The sequence below is a fragment of the Variovorax sp. J22R115 genome (assembly GCF_030317005.1).
In the GTDB taxonomy this organism is placed as follows: Bacteria; Pseudomonadota; Gammaproteobacteria; order Burkholderiales; family Burkholderiaceae_C; genus Variovorax.
Map to the genome: position 1 here is coordinate 1 of NZ_JASZYM010000028.1, position 18,574 is coordinate 18,574.

General features: G+C 73.4%; 4 protein-coding genes. All 4 read right to left on the minus strand.

Annotated features, from left to right (window positions below):
• Positions 1-1,572, minus strand: a 1,572-nt coding sequence (locus QTI04_RS31770; protein ID WP_286619206.1) for a condensation domain-containing protein, incomplete at its 3' end; no start/stop codon positions are given.
• Positions 1,569-5,060, minus strand: coding sequence for an amino acid adenylation domain-containing protein (locus QTI04_RS31775; protein ID WP_286619207.1), 3,492 nt, complete (start codon positions 5,058-5,060; stop codon positions 1,569-1,571). The genes QTI04_RS31770 and QTI04_RS31775, both read right to left, overlap by 4 nt.
• A gap of 14 nt (positions 5,061-5,074) precedes the next feature.
• Positions 5,075-12,904, minus strand: coding sequence for a non-ribosomal peptide synthetase/type I polyketide synthase (locus tag QTI04_RS31780; protein WP_286619208.1), 7,830 nt, complete (start codon positions 12,902-12,904; stop codon positions 5,075-5,077).
• Positions 12,901-18,570: a type I polyketide synthase gene (locus QTI04_RS31785; RefSeq protein WP_286619210.1), complete on the minus strand. Its 5,670-nt coding sequence runs from the start codon at positions 18,568-18,570 to the stop codon at positions 12,901-12,903. Before QTI04_RS31785 ends, QTI04_RS31780 begins: the two co-directional genes overlap by 4 nt.
• Positions 18,571-18,574: the final 4 nt, after the last annotated feature.

Below are 18,574 nucleotides of genomic sequence, written 5' to 3' on the forward strand. Positions count from 1 at the left end.
CCGAACGGTGCCGAACTCGACCGCCATGGCCTGCGGGGTCCGCTCCGCCTGGCGCGCAACCAGCGGCCCGAGCCCGTCGTCGCGCGGATACGGCCTCGCGCTGTCGTTCCAGCCGGCGAGCTGGCGGCGCTCGGCCTCGGTGAGCATCGGCAGCGCCGCGATGGGCGTCTGCGCAGCGGCCGCGGCCGCTTCGAGCAGCACCCGGAAATGGTCGAGCATTCGCGCCGCGGTGGCGGCGTCGAAGCGTTCGGTCGCGTACTCCAGTTCGCCGTCGAGTCCCGCCTCGGCTTCGCGCACCAGCAGCGCCAGATCGAATTTCGCCGAGCGGCGCTCGACAGGAAGCGGCTCCAGCGTCAGATCGTCGAGAGCGAGTGGGCCCCCGGGCGCGTTCTGCAGCGCGAAAACGACGCGCACCAGCGGCAGGTGCAAGGTGTTGCGTTCGGGGTGCAGCGCCTGGACGACGCGCTCGAACGGCGCGTCCTGGTGCGAGAACGCTTCCGACACCGCGGCGCGGGTGCGCTCCAGTAGTTCGGAGAATGTCGGCTCGCCGCCGAGGTGCGCGCGCAGCGCCAGCGTATTGACGAAGAACCCGATCGTCTGCTCGACCTCGGGCCGCCCGCGGTTGGCGACCGGAATGCCGAGCGCGAAGTCGTCCTGCCCGCTGTAGCGGGACAGCAGCGTTTCGAACCCCGCGAGCAGCGCCATGAAGAGCGTCGCGCCGTGGCGTCGTGCGACTCGGCGCAGTGCCTCGGTGGTGGCGCTCGGCAAGGCGAACGGCAGGGAGGCGCCCGCAAACGATGGCAGCGCGGCCGGCGGTCGGTCGGCGACGAGCTCGAGATCGGGAACACCAGCGAGCGTGCGCCGCCAGTAGTCGATCTGCGGCGCGAAGTCCTGCTGCCGCTCCCATGCCACATGGTCGGCGAACTGCAGCGCCACCGGCGGCAAGGCGGGCTGCTCGCCGCGCGCTGCCGCGCGATACAGCGCTGCCAGCTCGGCGACGAAGAGGCCCATCGACCAGCCGTCGAAGACGATGTGGTGCGCCGAGATCAGCAGCAGGTGTTCGTCTGCGGCGAGCCGCAGCGCGCGCAGCCGAAGGGCCGGCCCGCGTTCCAGGTCGAAAGGCCGGTCGGTCTCCTCGGCCACGCAGCGCCGGACTTCGGCGTCGCGTTCGGCCGGCGGGAGCGGCACGAGATCGTCCAGCGGCAGCGGCACCCGATGCGGCGGGTGGATGCGCTGCAACGGCTCGTCGGGCCCGCGATGAAAGGTGGTGCGCAGGATCGCGTGTCGCGCGACCACGCCGGAGACTGCTTCGCCGAAGGCGTCGACGCGCAGCGGCCCGCGGGTGCGCAGCACACTGGTGAGGTTGTAGGCCGGGCTTTGCGGCGCCAGTTCGTGCAGCAGCCACAGCCGCCGCTGGCCCGATGACAGCGGCGCGCGCGCGGCGTCCTCGCCGGTGAACGACGGTGCGAGCGGTCGCGACGCCGCTTCCGCCGCGGCCGCTTCCTCCTCGGCCAGCAGCAGTTCGAGCAGGGCGTCGCGGTCTTGCTGCAGCGCGTCGTGCGACAGGCTCATGTCGGCCTCCCTGGCGCAGCCGCTGCCACGCGGGTCGGACCCCGCTTGCGTTGCAGCCAGTCGCGCACTTCGGCCGCGTCCATTTGCCCGATCTGCGCACGCAGCCGATCGGCCGCGACGTCCCGGGCGAGCGCCCTCGCCTCGTCGACGGCGCACGACAGCGATGCGACCGTCGCGCCCTCGAACAGCAGTTGCGGACTCAGCTCGACGCCGAACGCCTGGCGGATGCGCCCGATGACGCGGATCGCGGCCAGCGAGTGGCCGCCCAGATCGAGGAAGTCGTCGTCGACCCCGACGAGTTCGCGCCCGAGCAGCTCGGCCCAGATCGGCGCGAGCGCGGCCTCGGTCGGCGTGCGCGCAGGCGCTGGTTCGCGGGCCGTCGGGCGCGGCGTCGGCAGCGCCGCGAGGGCCTGCCGGTCCACCTTGCCGCTGGACGTCGTCGGCAAGGCCGGCAACGCCACGAAGGCCGCAGGCAGGGCCGCGTCGGGCAGTCGCGCGCGCAGGTACGCGCGCAGTTCGGCGGCATCGGGCGCCGGGTCGCCGACGACGCAGGCGACGAGCATGGGGCCCTCGGTCGTCGCCTGCAGCGTAACCGCCGCCTGGGCGACCGCCGGATGCAGCGCCAGCACCGCCTCGACCTCGTCGAGCTCGATGCGCACGCCCTGGAGCTTGACCTGCCGATCGGTGCGGCCGAGCAGTTCGAGTTGGCCGTCGGCGAGGCGGCGGACGCGGTCGCCGGTGCGGTACATGCGCGCATCGGCAGGGGCCGGTGTCGAAAAAGGATCGCGGACGAAGCGCTCGGCGGTCCGCTCCGGACGGTTCAGGTAGCCGAGCGCGAGGCCCAAGCCCGCCAGGCACAACTCGCCCGCGACGCCGGTGGGCACCGGCTCGCCTGCGGCGTCGAGCACGTAGGCGCGCATGTTGGCGATCGGCGTGCCGATCGGCACGTTCGCGGCGGACGTGGCAGCGGAGCCCTGCCAGCGGCAGTACGTCGCGTCGATCGTGGCCTCGGTGGGCCCGTACAGGTTGTAGACCTCGGCGCCGGTCGCGGCGGCGCGCCGCGCCAGGTCCGCACTGAGCGTTTCGCCGCCACTCAGGATGCGCCTGAGCGAGGGGCACCGCGCGAAGTCCGGGTGGTCGACCAGCAGATGCAGCAGCGTCGGCACCATTTGCAGCACCGTGACCGCCTGCTCGCGCACGACCCGCAGCAGGTAGGCCGGATCGGCGTGGCGCCGCGGCGCGGCGAGCACCAGCCGCGCGCCGGCGATCAGCGGCGCGTAGAACTCCCACACCGACGCGTCGAAGCCGCACGGCGTCTTCTGCAGCACCGCGTCGCCAGGCCCGAGCGGCAGGCGCTGGGCCATCCATCGCATGTGGTTGCCGATCGCGCGGTGCGGGATCATCACGCCCTTGGGGACGCCGGTCGATCCCGACGTGTAGATGACATACGCGAGGTTCTCGCCGCGCAGTTCGACAGGCGCGAGTCCCTCGCCCCCGTCGCCGCCGGCGTCGCTGTCGACGCAGAGCACCTGCGCGCCACCGGCGCGCAGGCGTGCGGCGAGCGCCGAATGCGTCAGGAGCACCGAGGGGTGGGCGTCTTCGATCATCAGCGCCAGCCGCTCCTGCGGATGGTCCGGATCGAGCGGCACGTACCCGCCGCCGGCCTTCAGCACCGCCAGCAGCCCGGCGACCAGGTCGAACGAGCGTTCGAGGTACACGCCCACCAGGACGTCCGGCCCGACGCCCAGGCGCCGCAGCCGGCGGGCAAGACGGTCGGCGCGGGCGTCGAGCGCGGCGTAGCGCCAGTGGCGGTCGTCCGCGCTCACCGCCACCGCCTCGGGCGTGCGCCGAACCTGCGCCTCGAACAGCCTGTGGACGAAAAGGCCGCCGTCGTCGGCGAGGCCCCAGCCGACTGCCGTGTCGTTGCCGGCCTCGAGCGCGGCCTGGCGTTCGTCGGCATCGAGCATCGCCAGCGTCGCGACCGGGCGTGCGGGATCGGCAAGCGCGGCGTCGAGCAGGTTGCGCAGGTGCCGCGCCATGCGTTGCACCGAGTCGCGGTCGAACAGGGCGGTGGCGTAGATCCAGTACAGGTCGATGGCAGCTTCACCGTCGTAGATCTCGATCGACAGGTCGTAGCGCGCGGTCGGGTTGTCGAGCTCGAACGGCTCGGCGTCGATGCCGGGCAGGCGAGGCGCCGCGTGGCGCGCGTCGAGCATCGCAACGCTGACCTGGACCAGTGGCGCATGGCCGGCATGGCGCGCGATACCGAGCGCCTCGACGACCTGATCGAAGGTCGCTCGCTGATGGTGGAAGCCCTCGGCGACCGCGGTGCGGGTGCGCGCGAGCAGTTCGAGAAACGACAGGGGCTCGCCGGGGTCCGACAGGTCGATGCGCAGCGCGAGCGTGTCGACGAAGAAGCCGACCAGCCGCTCGAGTTCCGGGCGGTCGCGGTGGGTGACGGGGCATCCGATCGCGAGGTCATCGCAGTCGCAGTAGCGCGCGAGCAGCAGGGCGACACCGGCGAGCAGCACGACGTACGGCGTCGCGCCGGCCTCGCGCGCGAGACGCCGCAGCCGCCCGGTCAGCGTGGCGTCGAATGTCCAGTGCACGGCCGCGCCGGCCGTCGAGGGAACCGGCGGCCGCGGCCGATCGGTGGGCAGCGCGAGCAGCGGCGACAAGCCCGCGAGCCGACGCTGCCAGTAGCCGAGCGACTCGCCGAGCGCTGCGGCGTCGGCCGACTCGCGTTGGTGCCATGCGAAATCGGCGAACTGCAGCGCCAGCGCCGGGAGCCCGTCCGCCTGCCCGGCGAGCCGAGCGGCGTAACAGGCGCCGAGCTCGTCGGCGAGCACCTCGATCGATCGACCGTCGGCGACGATGTGGTGCACGACGAGGAGCAGCACGTGGTCGTCGTCGCCCAGCTGCCAGAGCACGCTGCGCAGCAACGGGGCGCTGCCGAGGTCGAACGGCTGCGCGGCCTGGGTGGCGGCTTGGCGGCGCGCCTCGTCGACGCGCTGTCGCGGCGCGAGAGCGCGCAGATCGACCTGCCGCCAGGGCAGCGGCGCTGCGGCGTCGATCCGCTGGTACACCTGGTCGCCCTCCTCGTGGAACGCAGTGCGCAGCGGTTCGTGGCGGCGCAGCAGCGCTTCCAGGCCCGCGCGCAGCGCGTCGCGGTCGAGCGCGCCACGCAGCCGCAGGGCGAGCGCGATGTTGTAGGCGGCGTCCTGGCCGTACACGCGGTCATGCAGCCACAGCCGCTGCTGCGCGAGGGAGATCGGCAGGCGCATGTCGTCACCGCGCGGTTGCGGCAGCAGCGGTGGGCGCGGCGCGAGGGAGCGCGCGCCGCGGCCGCAGAATGCGAGGATCTCGGCCTTGCGCGTGCGCATTTCGTCGAGCAGCCCCGGCGTCAGCGCGCCGCGCGGCGCCTGATACCGCAGGCGCCCGCCGTCGTCCCAGACGTGGGCCTGGAGGCGCTGCAGTTCCACGAACAATTCACCGATCGGTCTCACAGCGCGCCCTCCTCTTCGTGCGCCGCGGCCTCGTGGCGCTCGCCCGCCACCCAGCGCATCGCCGCCACGTGCGCGGCGAGCGCGCTGACCGAGGGCGCCTCGTACAGCACCCGCGCGTCCAGCGGCACCGCCAGGGCCTGGCGCAACCGCGCGGTGAGCCGGATGGCCATCAGCGAATCGCCCCCGAGCATGAAGAAGTCGTCGTGGGCCCCGACCCGATCGATTCCGAACTCGCGCCGCCACAGGTCCGCGATCAGCCGTTGGCTGTCGCCTTCGGGCTCCACGTAGTCGCCGGCACCGTCGGGGCGCGCCGGTGGCGTGGCGGCCTGCGCGCGCTGGCCGGCCGACCCGAGCTGGAATCCGCACGAGCGCGCGCGCTCGGCCATCGGGTCGCGCACCGAGACGACGATCCGCGCCTGCAGCGCCGGCATGGCAGCGATCACGCGTCCGAGCGCCTCGGTCGCCTCGCCGGCCTGCATGCCCGCAGGCAACTCGGCACCGGTCAGCTCGGTGAAGCGGGCCTGCGCGCCGCGGGCCATGCCCACGTTGTCCCAGCGATCCCAGTCGATCGCGACGACGCGCCCGCACGCGCCCTGCGCTGCGCGCGCCTGCGCCCAGGCGTCCTGGAACGCGCAGGCGCCGGCGTAGGCGGCCTGCCCGGCGCCGCCGAGCGTCGAGGTCAGCGACGAGCAGACGATGAAAAAATCGAGCGCCTCGCTCCCCAGCAGGGCATCGAGGTGCAGCGTGCCATCGACCTTGGCCTCGAACTGATGCTCGGCATCCTCGCGCCCGGCCAGCGCCATGACGCGGCCGCCCGGAATGCCCGCGGCATGGATCACGCCGTGGAGCGCGCCGAAGCGCTGGCGGACCTCGGCCAGCGCGACGCGCAGCTGCGCTGGGTCGGCCAGATCGGCACGGACCTGGAGCACCTGGGCGCCCGCTCGTTCGAGCCGCTCGACGTCGCCCGGTGCCGCATCGCCGCGTGCGAGCAGCGCGAGCTTCACGTTGGCCGCGGCACCCGCGAGCCACTCGGCCATCGCGAGCCCGACGCCGCCGGTGCCCCCGGCGACCAGGTACGCGCCTTCCGGCCGCACCGCCGACGCGGCCGCCGGCAGCGGTGCCGGCACGAAGCTCTGCGTCCAGCGGTAGCCACCCCGGTAGGCGATCGGCAGGTCGCTCGTGGCGAGCGAGGCATCGGCGATGAGCAATGCGACGTGCCGCTCGCGGTGCGCCGGGGCCAGGTCGATGTCGAGGCTGGTGCACGCGAGGCGCGCGTATTCCTGCGGAATCACCGTCACGGGCCCGAGCAGCAGCGCCTTCGCGGCTTCGATGGGCGCGTCGCCCGCGACGTCGTGCAGCCGGTTGGAGACCACTGCGATGTGACAGGGCGACGCGTCGGCTGCGCCGCCGAGCGCCTGGGCCAGCGCGACCAGGCTGTGGTAGCTGCGATCCCGGCTCGCGCCGTCCACGGCATCGACGCTCTCGGCGGTGACGTTCCACAGGTGGAGAACGACGCAGGGCGGCGGCGCGGCGGCGGCGCGCAGCGCGTCGAGCACGGCCTCGTGGTCGGCACGCTCGGCCGCACGGACCACGTAGTGCGACGCGTCGCGGCGCGCAAACGCCGCCCCCGCGCTCACCTGCGTGACGCGCACGCCGCAGGCGTCGAGCCGCGCGGCGATCGCCGTGCCGAGGCCGCAGTCGTCGGTCAGCACGAGCCAGTGCGTGCCGGCGCCAGGGGCGGCGGGCGTGGGCGGCGTGCGCTGCCACGACGCGATGTGGAACCAGGCGTCGAGTCCGCGCTGGGCCCCGGGCGTGGCCTTGCCGGGGTCCGGACGCACCACCTCGATCCAGTGTCGGCGGCGCTCGAACGGATAGGTCGGCAGCGGCACGCGGCGCCGACGCTGGCCGGCATGAAACGCGCCCCAGTCGATCGGCCCGCCGGCGAGCCAGACCCGCGCGGCCGCCTCGGCCAGATGCGCCGCTTCAGGCCGCGGATCGTGCGCCGTGCGCAGCGACGCGACGATCCGGCTCGCCAGGCGCCGCGGGTGGCGCCGCGCAAGGCCGCACAGCGTATCGCCCGGGCCGACCTCGATCAGCCAGCGCGGTGCCTCGGCGAGCAATGCGTCGAGGCCGTCGGCGAAGCGCACCGGCTGCATCAGGTGGCGCGCCCAATAGTCGGGGTCGGTCGCCTGCGCCGGCTCGATCCAGGTGCCAGTGACGTTCGAGACAAAGGGGATCGACGGCGCCCGGCAGGCGGTCGCGCGCAAGCGCGCGCGCAGCGGCTCGACCACGGGCGCCATCATCGGCGAGTGGAACGCGTGCGAGGTGGCGAGCGCCCGGCAGGCGATGTCCTGCGCAGCGAGCCGTTCGGCCAGCGCCGCGACCGCCCCGCAGGGCCCGGAGACGACGCAGAGCCCCGGTGCGTTGACTGCCGCGAGCGCGAGCTCGTCGCCGATCCAGGACTGCACCTCGTCCTGGGCGAGCGAGACGGCCAGCATCGCGCCGGCGGGCTGGCGCTGCATCAGCTCGCCGCGCAACGCCACCAGGCCGAGGGCATCGTCGAGCGACCAGACACCGGCCAGGCAGGCGGCCACGTACTCCCCGAGGCTGTGGCCGATCAGCGCCTGGGGCTGCGTGCCCCACGACATCCACAGCCGGGCCAATGCGTACTCGACGGCGAACAGCGCCGGCTGCGCAACGGCGGTCTGCCTGAGCTGCTCGTCGTTGGACGACGGTGAAAAAAGCAGGCCGTGCAGGTCCAGGTCGGCGTGCCGACGCAGCGCGTCGGCGCAGCCATCGAGTTGGTCGCGGAACACCGGCTCGGTGCGGTACAACTCCCGCGCCATCCCTGCGTGCTGCGCGCCCTGCCCCGGAAACATGAACGCCACCGTGCCGGGCTCGGCGTCAGCCACCTCATCGACGGTGGCCCCGCCTCCTTCGAGCGCCGCGATGGCCTCGTCGAGGCTGCCGCAGACGAGCATGCGCCGGTGGTCGAACGCGCGGCGGCCGCAGGCCAGGGTGTAGGCCACGTCGGCCAGCTCGAGCTGTGGCTGGCGCCGCAAGTGATCGGCGAGCCGCGCGGCGGCGGCGTCGAGCGCGTCGGGCCGGCGCGCCGACAGCAGCAACGGATGCACCGTTCGCCGCGCTGGGCCGGGGTCGGCTGGCGCAGCCTGCTCCAGCACGACGTGGGCGTTGGTGCCGCCGATCCCGAACGAGCTGACGCCGGCGCGCCGCGGCACCCCGTCGGGCGTCGGCCAGGGCTGCAGCTCGGTCGGCACGAAGAATGGCGTGCGCGACAGGTCGAGTGCCGGATTCGGGGCGTGGAAATGCAGGCTCGGCGGAATCACGCCATGCTCGACCGCGAGCGCCGCCTTGATCAGCCCGGCGACGCCCGCCGCGCTGTCCAGGTGCCCGACATTGGTCTTCACCGACCCGAGCGCGCAGTAGCCGGTGCGGTCGGTGCCGTCGGTGCGCGTGGCCGCCGCCCGAAATGCCCGCGCCAGCGCGGCCACCTCGATCGGGTCGCCGAGCGGCGTCGCGGTGCCGTGCGCCTCGATGTAACCGATGGTCTGCGGGTCGATTCCGGCCGCGGCGAGCGCGGCGCCGATCACGGCGGCCTGGCCGGCGACGCTGGGCGCCGTGTAGCCGGCTTTCGCGGCCCCGTCGTTGTTCAGCGCCGAGCCCTTGATCACGGCGTGGACGTGGTCGCCCTCGGCGATCGCGTCGTCGAGGCGCTTGAGCACCACGATGGCGACACCGTTTCCCCCGACCGTGCCGCCTGCGTCGGCGTCGAAGGCGCGGCAGTGGCCGTCCGGCGACAGGATCATCCCCTCCTGGTGCAGGTAGCCGCGGTCCTGCGGCAGGGTCACCGAGCACCCGCCGGCGAGCGCGGTGTCGCATTCGCCGCCGAGCAGGCTGCGGCACGCCAGGTGCACCGCGACCAGCGAGGTGGAGCAGGCGGTCTGCACGCTGACGCTCGGCCCGGTCAGTCCGAGCTTGTACGACGCCCGGGTCGGCGCGAAATCCTTGTCATTGCCGATCATCAGCCGGTACAGCTCCGAGGCGTCGAGCGAGTCGGCGAATCCCGGCTGACCCAGCAGGTGGCCCAGCAGGTAGCGGTTCATCCCGACGCCGGCGTAGAGGCCATAGCGGTGTTGCTCGGCCTGCGGGTCATGGCCGGCACTCTCGATCGCGGCCCACGCGCATTCGAGCAGCAGCCGGTGCTGCACGTCCATCAGCTCGGCCTCGCGCGGCGGAAAGCCGAAGAACGCTGCGTCGAACATCTCGACGCCGTCGAGTGCCCCGAACGCCTTCACATAGCGCGGGTCGGCCAGCTGCGATGGCGGGACACCCGCTGCGGCGAGTTCGGCATCGTCGAAGACGCGGATCGACTCGACGCCGGCACACAGGTTGCGCCAGAACGTTCCGACGTCGGCGGCGCCCGGGAATCGCCCGGCCATGCCGATGATCGCGACGTCGCCCTGCGCGCGCGCGGCGGCCGCCGGCGCGGCACGCGTCGCCTGCGCCGCCGGCGTCCCGGCATAGAACGCGGCGAGCTGGCGCACCGTCGGGAACTGGAACATCTCGACCATCGACGGTGCTCGACCGAACGCCTCGGCCAGGCGCGTCTGCACGGTCGCGAGCAGCAGCGAATGACCGCCGGCGTCGTAGAAGTTGTGGCTTGCGCCGACCGTGTCGATGCGCAGCACGCTGCACCAGATCGCGGCGATGCGGTGTTCGATCTCGCTGGTGCCCGCTGCGGCGGGCTGCTGCGCGGGTGCCGCGGTGCGGCGCGGCAGCGCGGCGCGATCGAGCTTGCCGTTGGGGGTCAGCGGCAGCGCTTCGAGGGCGACGAACGCGGCCGGCACCATGGCCTCGGGCAGGCGCTCGCGCAGGAAGCGTCGCAGCTCGGTGGCATCCGGCACGCCGCCGGTGCCGTTTCGGGGCACGAACCAGGCGAGCAGCCGCGCGTCGTCGCCGTGACGCTCGACATCGACCGCGGCATCGCCGACCTGCGGGTGCGCGCGGAGCGTCGCCTGGACCTCGCCGAGCTCGATCCTCTGGCCGCGCAGCTTGACTTGCGTGTCGATGCGACCCAGGTAGTCGATGTTGCCGTCGGGCCGCCACCGGCACAGGTCCCCGGTGCGGTACATGCGCGCGCCGGGCGCATCGGCCCACGGGTCCGGCACGAACTTCTCGGCCGTCAGGTCGAGCCGGTTGCGATAGCCGCGGGCGACCGCGACGCCGCCGATGTGCAGCTGCGCAGGCAGGCCGATCGGCACCGGCTGGCCGTTGCGGTCGAGCAGGTGAATGCGGGTGTTGGCGATCGGCCGGCCGATCGGCACCGTCTGCAGCGCAGTGTCGCGCCGGCATCTCCAGTGGGTCACGTCGACCGCGGCTTCGGTCGGGCCATACAGATTGTGAAGCTCGACATCGAGGCGCTCGAAGACGCGCTGCTGCAACTCGAACGGCAGCGCCTCGCCGCTGCAGAACACGCGCCGCAGCGTCGCCCGGCAACGGGCGAGATCGCGCGCCTCGAGGAACTGGCGCAGCATCGACGGCACGAAGTGCAGCGTCGTGATGCCATGAACGGCGATCGTGTGGACCAGCGCGTCGCGGTCGCGATGGCCGCCGGGGCGCCCCATCACCAGCGTCGCACCGGTCATCAGGGGCCAGAAGAACTCCCACACCGAGACATCGAAGCCGATCGGCGTCTTCTGCAGCACGCGGTCGGCGGGCTCGAGCCGGTACTCGTCCTGCATCCAGAGCAGGCGGTTGCAGATGCCGCGGTGCGTGTTCTCGACGCCCTTCGGCTCGCCGGTCGACCCGGAGGTGTAGATCACATAGGCCAGGTCGTCGGCGGAGACCGGCGAGGCGGCCCGCCGCGCGTCGGCGGCATCGGCATCGGCATCGGCATCGGCGGCTTCGCCGATTTCGAGGTGGATCACCTGCGAGGCGGCCTCGACCACGTCGTTCGCCTCGCCGCCCACCCTGCCATGCGTCAGCAGCACCCTCGCGCCAGCGTCGCTGACCATCCGCGCGAGGCGCCGTGGCGGATGGTCGGGGTCGAGCGGCAGGTAGGCGCCACCCGACTTCAGGATGCCGAGCAAACCGACCACCAGTTCGAGCGAGCGCTCAGCGAGGACACCGACCACTTCGCCCGGACCGACGCCGAGGCGCAGGAGGCGGTGCGCGAGCCGGTTCGCGCGCCGGTCGAGATCGCGGTAGGTCAGCCGCGCGCCGCCTTCGGCAAGCAGCACCGCCGTCGCGTCGGGGCTGCGTTCGACCTGGTCCTCGATCCAGTGGTGCAGGCAGCGCTCGAGCGGATAGGCTCGCTCCGGCCCCCGCCCGGCGCGCAACACCTGGTCGCGCTCTGCCGGGGTCAGCAACGGCAGCCGGCCGACCGGCTGGCGCGGGTCGTCGGCCAGCGCGTCGAGCAGCGTGCGCAAGTGCCCTTCCATGCGCTGCACCGTCTGGGCGTCGTACAGCTCGGGGTCGTACTTCAGCACGCACGGCAACGAGTCGCGTCCCTCGACCACCTCCCAGGTCAGATCGAACTGGCCCTCCATCTGGGGCAGCGCGAACGGCTCGACGTCGAGACCGCCAATGCGGCTCGGGCCTGTGCCGGCCAGCAGCGAGGCGAACTGCTCGGACTGCGGGGGGCGCTGCAGCACGAACATCACGTCGAACACCGGCCAGCGGCCCGGTTCGCGGCGCGGCTGGAGGCGCTCGACGAGCAGCGGGAACGGCAGGTCCTGGTGGGCGAGCGCGTCAAGCACCGTGTGCCGCACCCGGCTCAGCAGTTCCGCGAAGGACGGATCACCGCGAAAGTCGGCGCGCAGTGGCAGCGGGTTGGCGAAGTAGCCGATCGTCGCCGCCGTGTCCGGATGGTTTCGCCCGGCCGCCGGCGAGCCGACGATCAGATCGTGCTGGCCGCTGTAGCGGTGCAGCAGCGTCTGGAACGCCGCCAGGAGCACCATGAACAGGGTCGCTCCATGGGCCTTGCCCAGTTCGAGCAACCGTTGCGTGAGCGCGCGGTCGAATTCGAAGAAGTGCGACGCGCCGCCGAGTCGCGGTGTCGTGGTGCGGGGTCGGCCGAGCTGCAGGTCGAGCACCGGCAACTCGCCCGCGAGTGCGTCGCGCCAGTAGTGCCACAGCCGCTCGCCCTCGGGGCCGTCGAGCACGCGCCGCTGCCAGGCCACGTAGTCCGGGTACTGCGCCGTGACCGGCGGCAGCCCGGCGTGCCGTCCTTCGAGCAGCGCCGGGTACAGCACACCGAGTTCGTGCATCAGCATCCAGATCGACCAGGCATCGCAGACGATGTGGTGCAGCGCGACGACCAGCAGGTGGTCGTCGCTCGCCCGGGTGAACAGGCTGGTGCGCAGCAGTGGCCCGCGCTCCAGGTCGAACGGACGGCGGTAGTCTTCGGCGGCGTGCTCGCGCAGCGTCGGATCGCTCCAGCCGCGGGCGTCGATGACGTCGAGCCAGCCTTCGCCGTGCGCCCTGATTCTTGCCACTGGCGCGCCGTCCACGGCCTCGAACGTCGTACGCAGCGACGCATGGCGCTCGACGATCGCGTGCAGCGCCGCGCGCAGCGCGGCAGTGTCGACCGCAGAGCGAACGCGCACCGCGAACGCGGTGTTGTAGGCCGCGCTCAGCGGCGCGCGCTGGTGCAACAGCCACAGAGCCTCCTGCCCGTTCGACAGCGCAACGGTCGTCTCGGCCGCCGCGGCGCGCTGCTTGAGCAGCGAAGCGAGCAGCGCGCGCTTGTCGTGCGCCGAGAGCTGGCGGTGGTCGCCCTGACGGTCGCGAGGGGTGGCGTTCATGGCGTCGGTGGCACAGGGTCGGCCAAGGCGGCATCGAGCAGAGCGTCGATCTGGTCGTCGCTCAGTTCGTCGAGTCGCGCGAGCAGTGAGGCCTCGTCGGGCACCAGCGGCGCGGGCGGCCTCGGCGGTGCGGGCTGCACGGGCTGCGCCAGTTGCGCGGCCAGGTCGGCCGCGAGCCCGCGGATGCTGGTCTCCTCCATGAAGCGCACCAGCGGCACGTCGAGTCCGAGCTGCGCGCGCAGCCGGTTGCGCAGTTCGACCGCCATCAGCGAATCGAGGCCGATGCGATTGAGCGGCCGCCCGGTGTCGATCTCTTCGACCGCCAGTCGCAACACGCCAGCCACTTGCGCGCGCACATGCGCGGCCAGGCGCTCGCAGCGCTGCGCCGGCGCCGCAGCGGCCAGTTCGAGCCCGAGGTCGAGCGCCGCGGCGGGGGCGTCCGCGCCGACAGGCCGAGCGCCCAGGGGTGTCGCGCGCGGCCTCCCGGCGGCGAAGCGGGCGAAGAACGCCGGGGCCTGCCCGGTGCCGGCACGGCCGGCGAAGGTGGGCCAGTCGATCGGCGCGACGCCGACCTGTGGCGAGGTCCCGGCGAGCAGGTGCTCGAGGATGGACATCCCCTGCGCCGGGGCAATCGAACCCATGCCCTGGGCCTTCGTGCGCTGCTCGACCCGGTGCCGCACCGCGGCGCCGATCTCGGACCAGGCGCCCCAGTTGATGGCGAGCGCGGGCAAGCCGTGCGCGCGACGGTGGTGGGCGAGCGCGTCGAGGAAGGCGTTCGCTGCCACGTAGTTGCCCTGGCCGGGCGAGCCGAACAGCGACGCGAGCGACGAGTACATCACGAAGAAGTCGAGCCGGCGCTCACGCGTCAGGCAGTGCAGGTGCCAAGCCCCGAGCAGCTTCGGCGCGAGCACGCAGCGCAAGCGCTCGATCGTCAGTTGCGCAACGATGCCGTCGTCGAGGACGCCGGCCGCATGCACGATGCCCGCCAAGGGCGGCAGCCGGGCGTCGATGTCTGCGAACACGCGCGCGAGCTGCGCCGCATCGCTGACGTCGGCCTGCATCGGCAGGACGACCGCGCCGCCGCGGCGCAGCTCGGCCAGCTGGGTGGCGATCTCGGCCGCGGCGTCGCTGCGGCCCAGCAGCACCACCGAGCGCGCGCCGCGCCCGACCAGCCAGCGCGCGGTCTCGAGCCCGAGGCCACGCTGTCCGCCGGTGACCAGGTAGCTGGCGTCGGGGCGGATGACCACGGGCCGCCGCGGTGCGCGCGGCGCGTGGCGCGCGAGTCGAGCCACGTGGCGTTGGCCGCGGCGCAACGCGACCTGGGTTTCGCCTCCCGCCGCGCGGCAGATCTCGGCATGCAGCGCGCGCGCGGCGTCCTGCGCGTCGCTGCCGTCGTCCGCGTCAAGGTCAACACAGACGATGCGCAGCTCCGGGTGCTCCAGGGCCGCGACCTTGGCCAACCCGGTCACCGGCGCCTGCAGGAGGCCGGCGAGTGCCGGGCGTTCGCCGACGGGCTGAGCGTCCCGCGTCACGAACCACACTTCGGCAGGCCACGCCGTGCCGGCGCGGGCAACGGCCTGGACCAGCTGCAGCGCGGCTTCGCAGCCCAGGCGAGTGGCCTCGTGCGGATCGTCGGCGGCGGCCGGGTCGGTCGGCCACAGGTCGACGATGCGCGCCGGCGCGTCGGGCCCCGCGAGCAGCCCGGTGAAATCGGCAGGCAGCGCCTCGGCGGCGGCTGGCGGCACGACGCTCGCGAGGTCACCGGCGGCGGCGACCTCGCGCTGCAGCGCGTCGGCGAGCGCCGAGCGCGGGGGGGCGAGGATCAGCCAGCGTTGCGGCGCGCGCCGGTCGGCCGCCGGCGCCCTCTCGGTGGTGTCCGGCTGCCAATCGACTTCGTAGAGCCAGTCGGCGAAGCCCGCGGTCGCGGCGGCGACTTGCCACTGCCCACGCTCGATGCGCTTGAGGTGCAGCCCGTCAATGGCCGCGACACGCTGTCCGTCGGCGGCGACCCACTCGACGTCGACCCGCAGGCTGCGTTCATCGGTGCCGCCGATCGGCTCGACGCGCACGCGGCTCCAGCCGGCGCTGCCGCCCCGGCGGTGGACAACGAGGCGGTCGAGCGCGACCGGCAAATAGACATCCGAGTCGTCGCGCCCGGCGTAGACACCGCCGATCACCTGCAACGCGGCATCGAGCAGCACCGGATGGAGCCGGTACGCGCCGGCACCGTGGAGCACGGGCCGCGGCAGCGCGATTTCGCCAAGGGCCGTGTCGCCGCGCCGCCAGACGCGCCCCAGCGCCTGGAAACGCGGCCCGAGCCCGATGCCGCGATCGCGGCAGCCGCGGTACAGCGCCTGGACGTCGACCTCGGTGCCGGGGTCGTCGAGGAACCGGGCCGGGTCCTGCGGCCCGCCCGGGGCATCACCCGGCGCGCTGCGTCGCAGCGTGCCGGCAGAGTGACGCAGCCAGCCTGCGCCGGCCACGTCCATGCCGCGGCTGTGAATCTCGAAGGCGAAGCGCTCGGGATCGGCAGCGTCGGGCCGCAGCACCGTCTGCACCGTCCGTGCCTGGCGCGCGGGCAGGCGCATCGCGCGCTCGAACGAGATGTTCTCGAGCACCACCGCATCGCTGGCGAAGACCGTGCATGCGGCGGCGGCGGCGATCTCCAGATACGCCGATGCCGGCAGGACCGCCTCCTCGAACACGCAATGGTCCTGCAGGAACAGCGGCGATTCGCGGCCGACGCACGACTCGAAGCAGAGATCACGGCTCGCGGCGAGATCGAGGCTGGCGCCGAGCAGCGGGTGGTCGCCCGGCGCCCCGGCCGCGCGCGACGCCGCCGCGCTGGCAGAGCGCCCGATCGGCAACTCCAGCCAGCAGCGTTCGCGTTGGAACGGTGTCGTCGGCAGTGCAACGCGACGACGCTGGCGGCCCCGATCGACCCCGGCCCAGTCGACGCGCACCCCGTGCAGGTGTGCGCCCGCGAGGCTTTCCAGCATCTGCTGCAGATCCGCGCGTGCGGGCCGCAGGCTCGGCAGCCAGGCGACCTCCGAGGCGTCGCTGTCGAGCACCTGCTGCGCCAGGCCGATCAGGGTCGGCTTGGGTCCGATCTCCAGGAACACCGAGCAGCCGCGGGCGCGCGCGACGGCGACAGCATCGGCGAAGCGCACCGTCGCGCGCAGATGGCGGCGCCAGTGCGCGGGCAGCGCGAGCTCGGGCCCGGCCACCGCGCCATCGACGCACGAGACCAGCGCCATGCGCGGCGCGGCGAGCGCGACCGAGGCGACCGAGCGCTCGAACTCGTCGAGCACCGGATCGACCAAGGGCGAATGGAAGGCATGCGAGATCCGCAGCCGTTCGGTTCGCACGCCCAGGGCGGCAAAATGCCCGGCGATCGCCGCGATCGCGTCGACGTGACCCGAGACGACGGCATTCCCCGGCGCGTTGCAGGCGGCGATCGAGGCGGCCGCGGCATGCGGCCGCAGCGCCCGCTCGACCTCGGCGAGCGGGGCGTCCACGGTGAGCATCGCGCCGTCGCGCGGCAGTCGCTGCATCAGCGCGCCGCGTTCGGCGACGAGCCGCAGCCCGTCCTCCAGCCCGAACACGCCGGCCACGCAGGCGGCGCTGTACTCGCCGAGGCTGTGGCCGAGGACGGCCGTCGGCTCGACGCCCCAGGAGCGCCACATTTCGGAGAGGGCGTATTCAAGCGCGAAGAGGGCCGGCTGCGCGCACGCAGTGTCGTCGAGCGACGCGCCCCGGGCCTCGGACGGCGTGCCGTAGAGCAGTTCCAGCAGCGGGCACGGCAGGTACGGTCTGAGGATCAGGTCGCAGCGTTCGAGCGTGCGCCTGAATGCCGGCTCGGCGTCGAAGAGCCCGCGGCCCATCCCCGGATACTGCGAGCCCTGGCCCGTGAACAGGAACGCGACCTTCGCCGCCACGGACGGCGTCACGCGGTGCAGCCACGCCGCGCTGTCGCCGCCATCGTCGGCGAACGCGGCGAGCCGGTCGCCCAGATCGCCGAGCGAGGCGCCGATCACGCCCAGTCGATGGCTCGCATGGGCGCGACCGGCCGCGGCCGACCCGCACGCATCGCCAGCCGACAGCCCGGGATGGCGCTCGAAGTGCGCGGCGTGGCGTCGCGCCGATTCCCGCAGCGCCGCGTCGCAGCGCCCCGACAGCACGAGCAGGTGCAGCGGTCGATCGGCCGCGGCATCCGCCTCGTTGGCGCGCGGTGCCGCCCTCGGGGCTTCCTCGAGCACCACGTGCGCGTTGACGCCGCTGAAGCCGAACGAGCTGACACCGGCGCGCCGCGGTGACGCAGCTTCCGGCCATGGGCGCGTCTCGGTCGGGACCACGAACGGCAGCTCGTTCCACGGCAAGTGCGGCGTCGGCGCGCTGAAGTGCAGGTGGGGCGGGATCTGCCGGTGCTGCAGCGACAGCACGACCTTGATCAAGCCGGCCATCCCCGCGCAGGCTTCGAGGTGACCGAGGTTGGTCTTTGCCGATCCGATGACGAGCGGACGAGCCGCATCCCGCCCGGCGCCGAACACGCCGGCGAGCGCGCGCAGCTCGATCGGATCGCCCAGCGGCGTTCCGGTGCCGTGCGCTTCGAGGTAGTCGATCGAGCCGGGCTCGACCCCGGCCACGGCCAGCGCGCGGCGGATCAGCGCTTCCTGCGCCGGCCCGTTGGGCACCGTCAGTCCGCTGCTCGGGCCGTCCTGGTTGATCGCACTGCCGCGGATCAGCGCGCGGATGTCGTCGCCATCCTCGATCGCGTGCGACAGCCGCTTCAGCACGACGACCGCGCAGCCTTCGGCGCGCACCATCCCCGAGGCCGCTGCGTCGAAAGCCCGACAGCAGCCATCGGGCGCCAGCACGCGGCCCTGCGACAGCGCGATGGTCGCCGTCGGCGACAGGATCAGGTTCACGCCGCCGGCCAGCGTGCGCCGGCATTCGCCGTCGAGCAGGCTGCGGCAGGCCAGATGCACCGCGACCAGCGACGACGAGCAGGCGGTGTCCACCGCCACGCACGGGCCCTGGAATCCGAAGCAGTACGACAGGCGGCCGGCCGCGGCGTTGTGGGTGTTGCCGGTGATCAGGTGCGCGCCGACCTGCAGCCAGTCGGCGCCGGCCAGGTGCAGGTCGGCGTAGTCGTGCGAAGTGATCCCGATGAAGACGCCGGTGTCGCTGCCAGTGCCGGCGACCCGTTCGCCGGCCTGCGCGCCGTTCTCGAGCGCCTCCCAGCCGACTTCCAGCAAGAGCCGGTGCTGCGGGTCCATGCTCTCGGCCTCGCGTGGCGAGATGCCGAAGAACGGTGCGTCGAAGCGGTCGATCGGCTCGCGCAGGAAGCCGCCGCGCCGGGTGCACATCTTGCCGGGTGCCGTGGGGTCGGGGTCGTAGTGGGCGTCGACATCGAAGCGATCGGCCGGCGTGTCGCAGACCGCATCGACGCCGCCCTCCAGCAGCCGCCAGTAGGCCTCGGGACCGTCGGCGCCCCCGGGCAGGCGGCACGCCACGCCGACCACCGCGATCGGCTCCGAGCGCGCCTGGTCGGCGCGTTCGAGCTCGCGGCAGCGCGCCTGCGCCTGGTCGAGCGCGAGGTAGGCGCGCTTGAGCGGTGACAGCCCGGAAGGCGCATCGGCTCGGAGATCGATGGATGTGCTCATGGCG

Coding starts and splice junctions, on each gene's coding strand:
- QTI04_RS31780 (WP_286619208.1), bottom strand. CDS start 12,904: ATGAACGCCACCCCTCGCGACCGTCAGGGCGACCACCGCCAGCTCTCG.
- QTI04_RS31785 (WP_286619210.1), bottom strand. CDS start 18,570: ATGAGCACATCCATCGATCTCCGAGCCGATGCGCCTTCCGGGCTGTCA.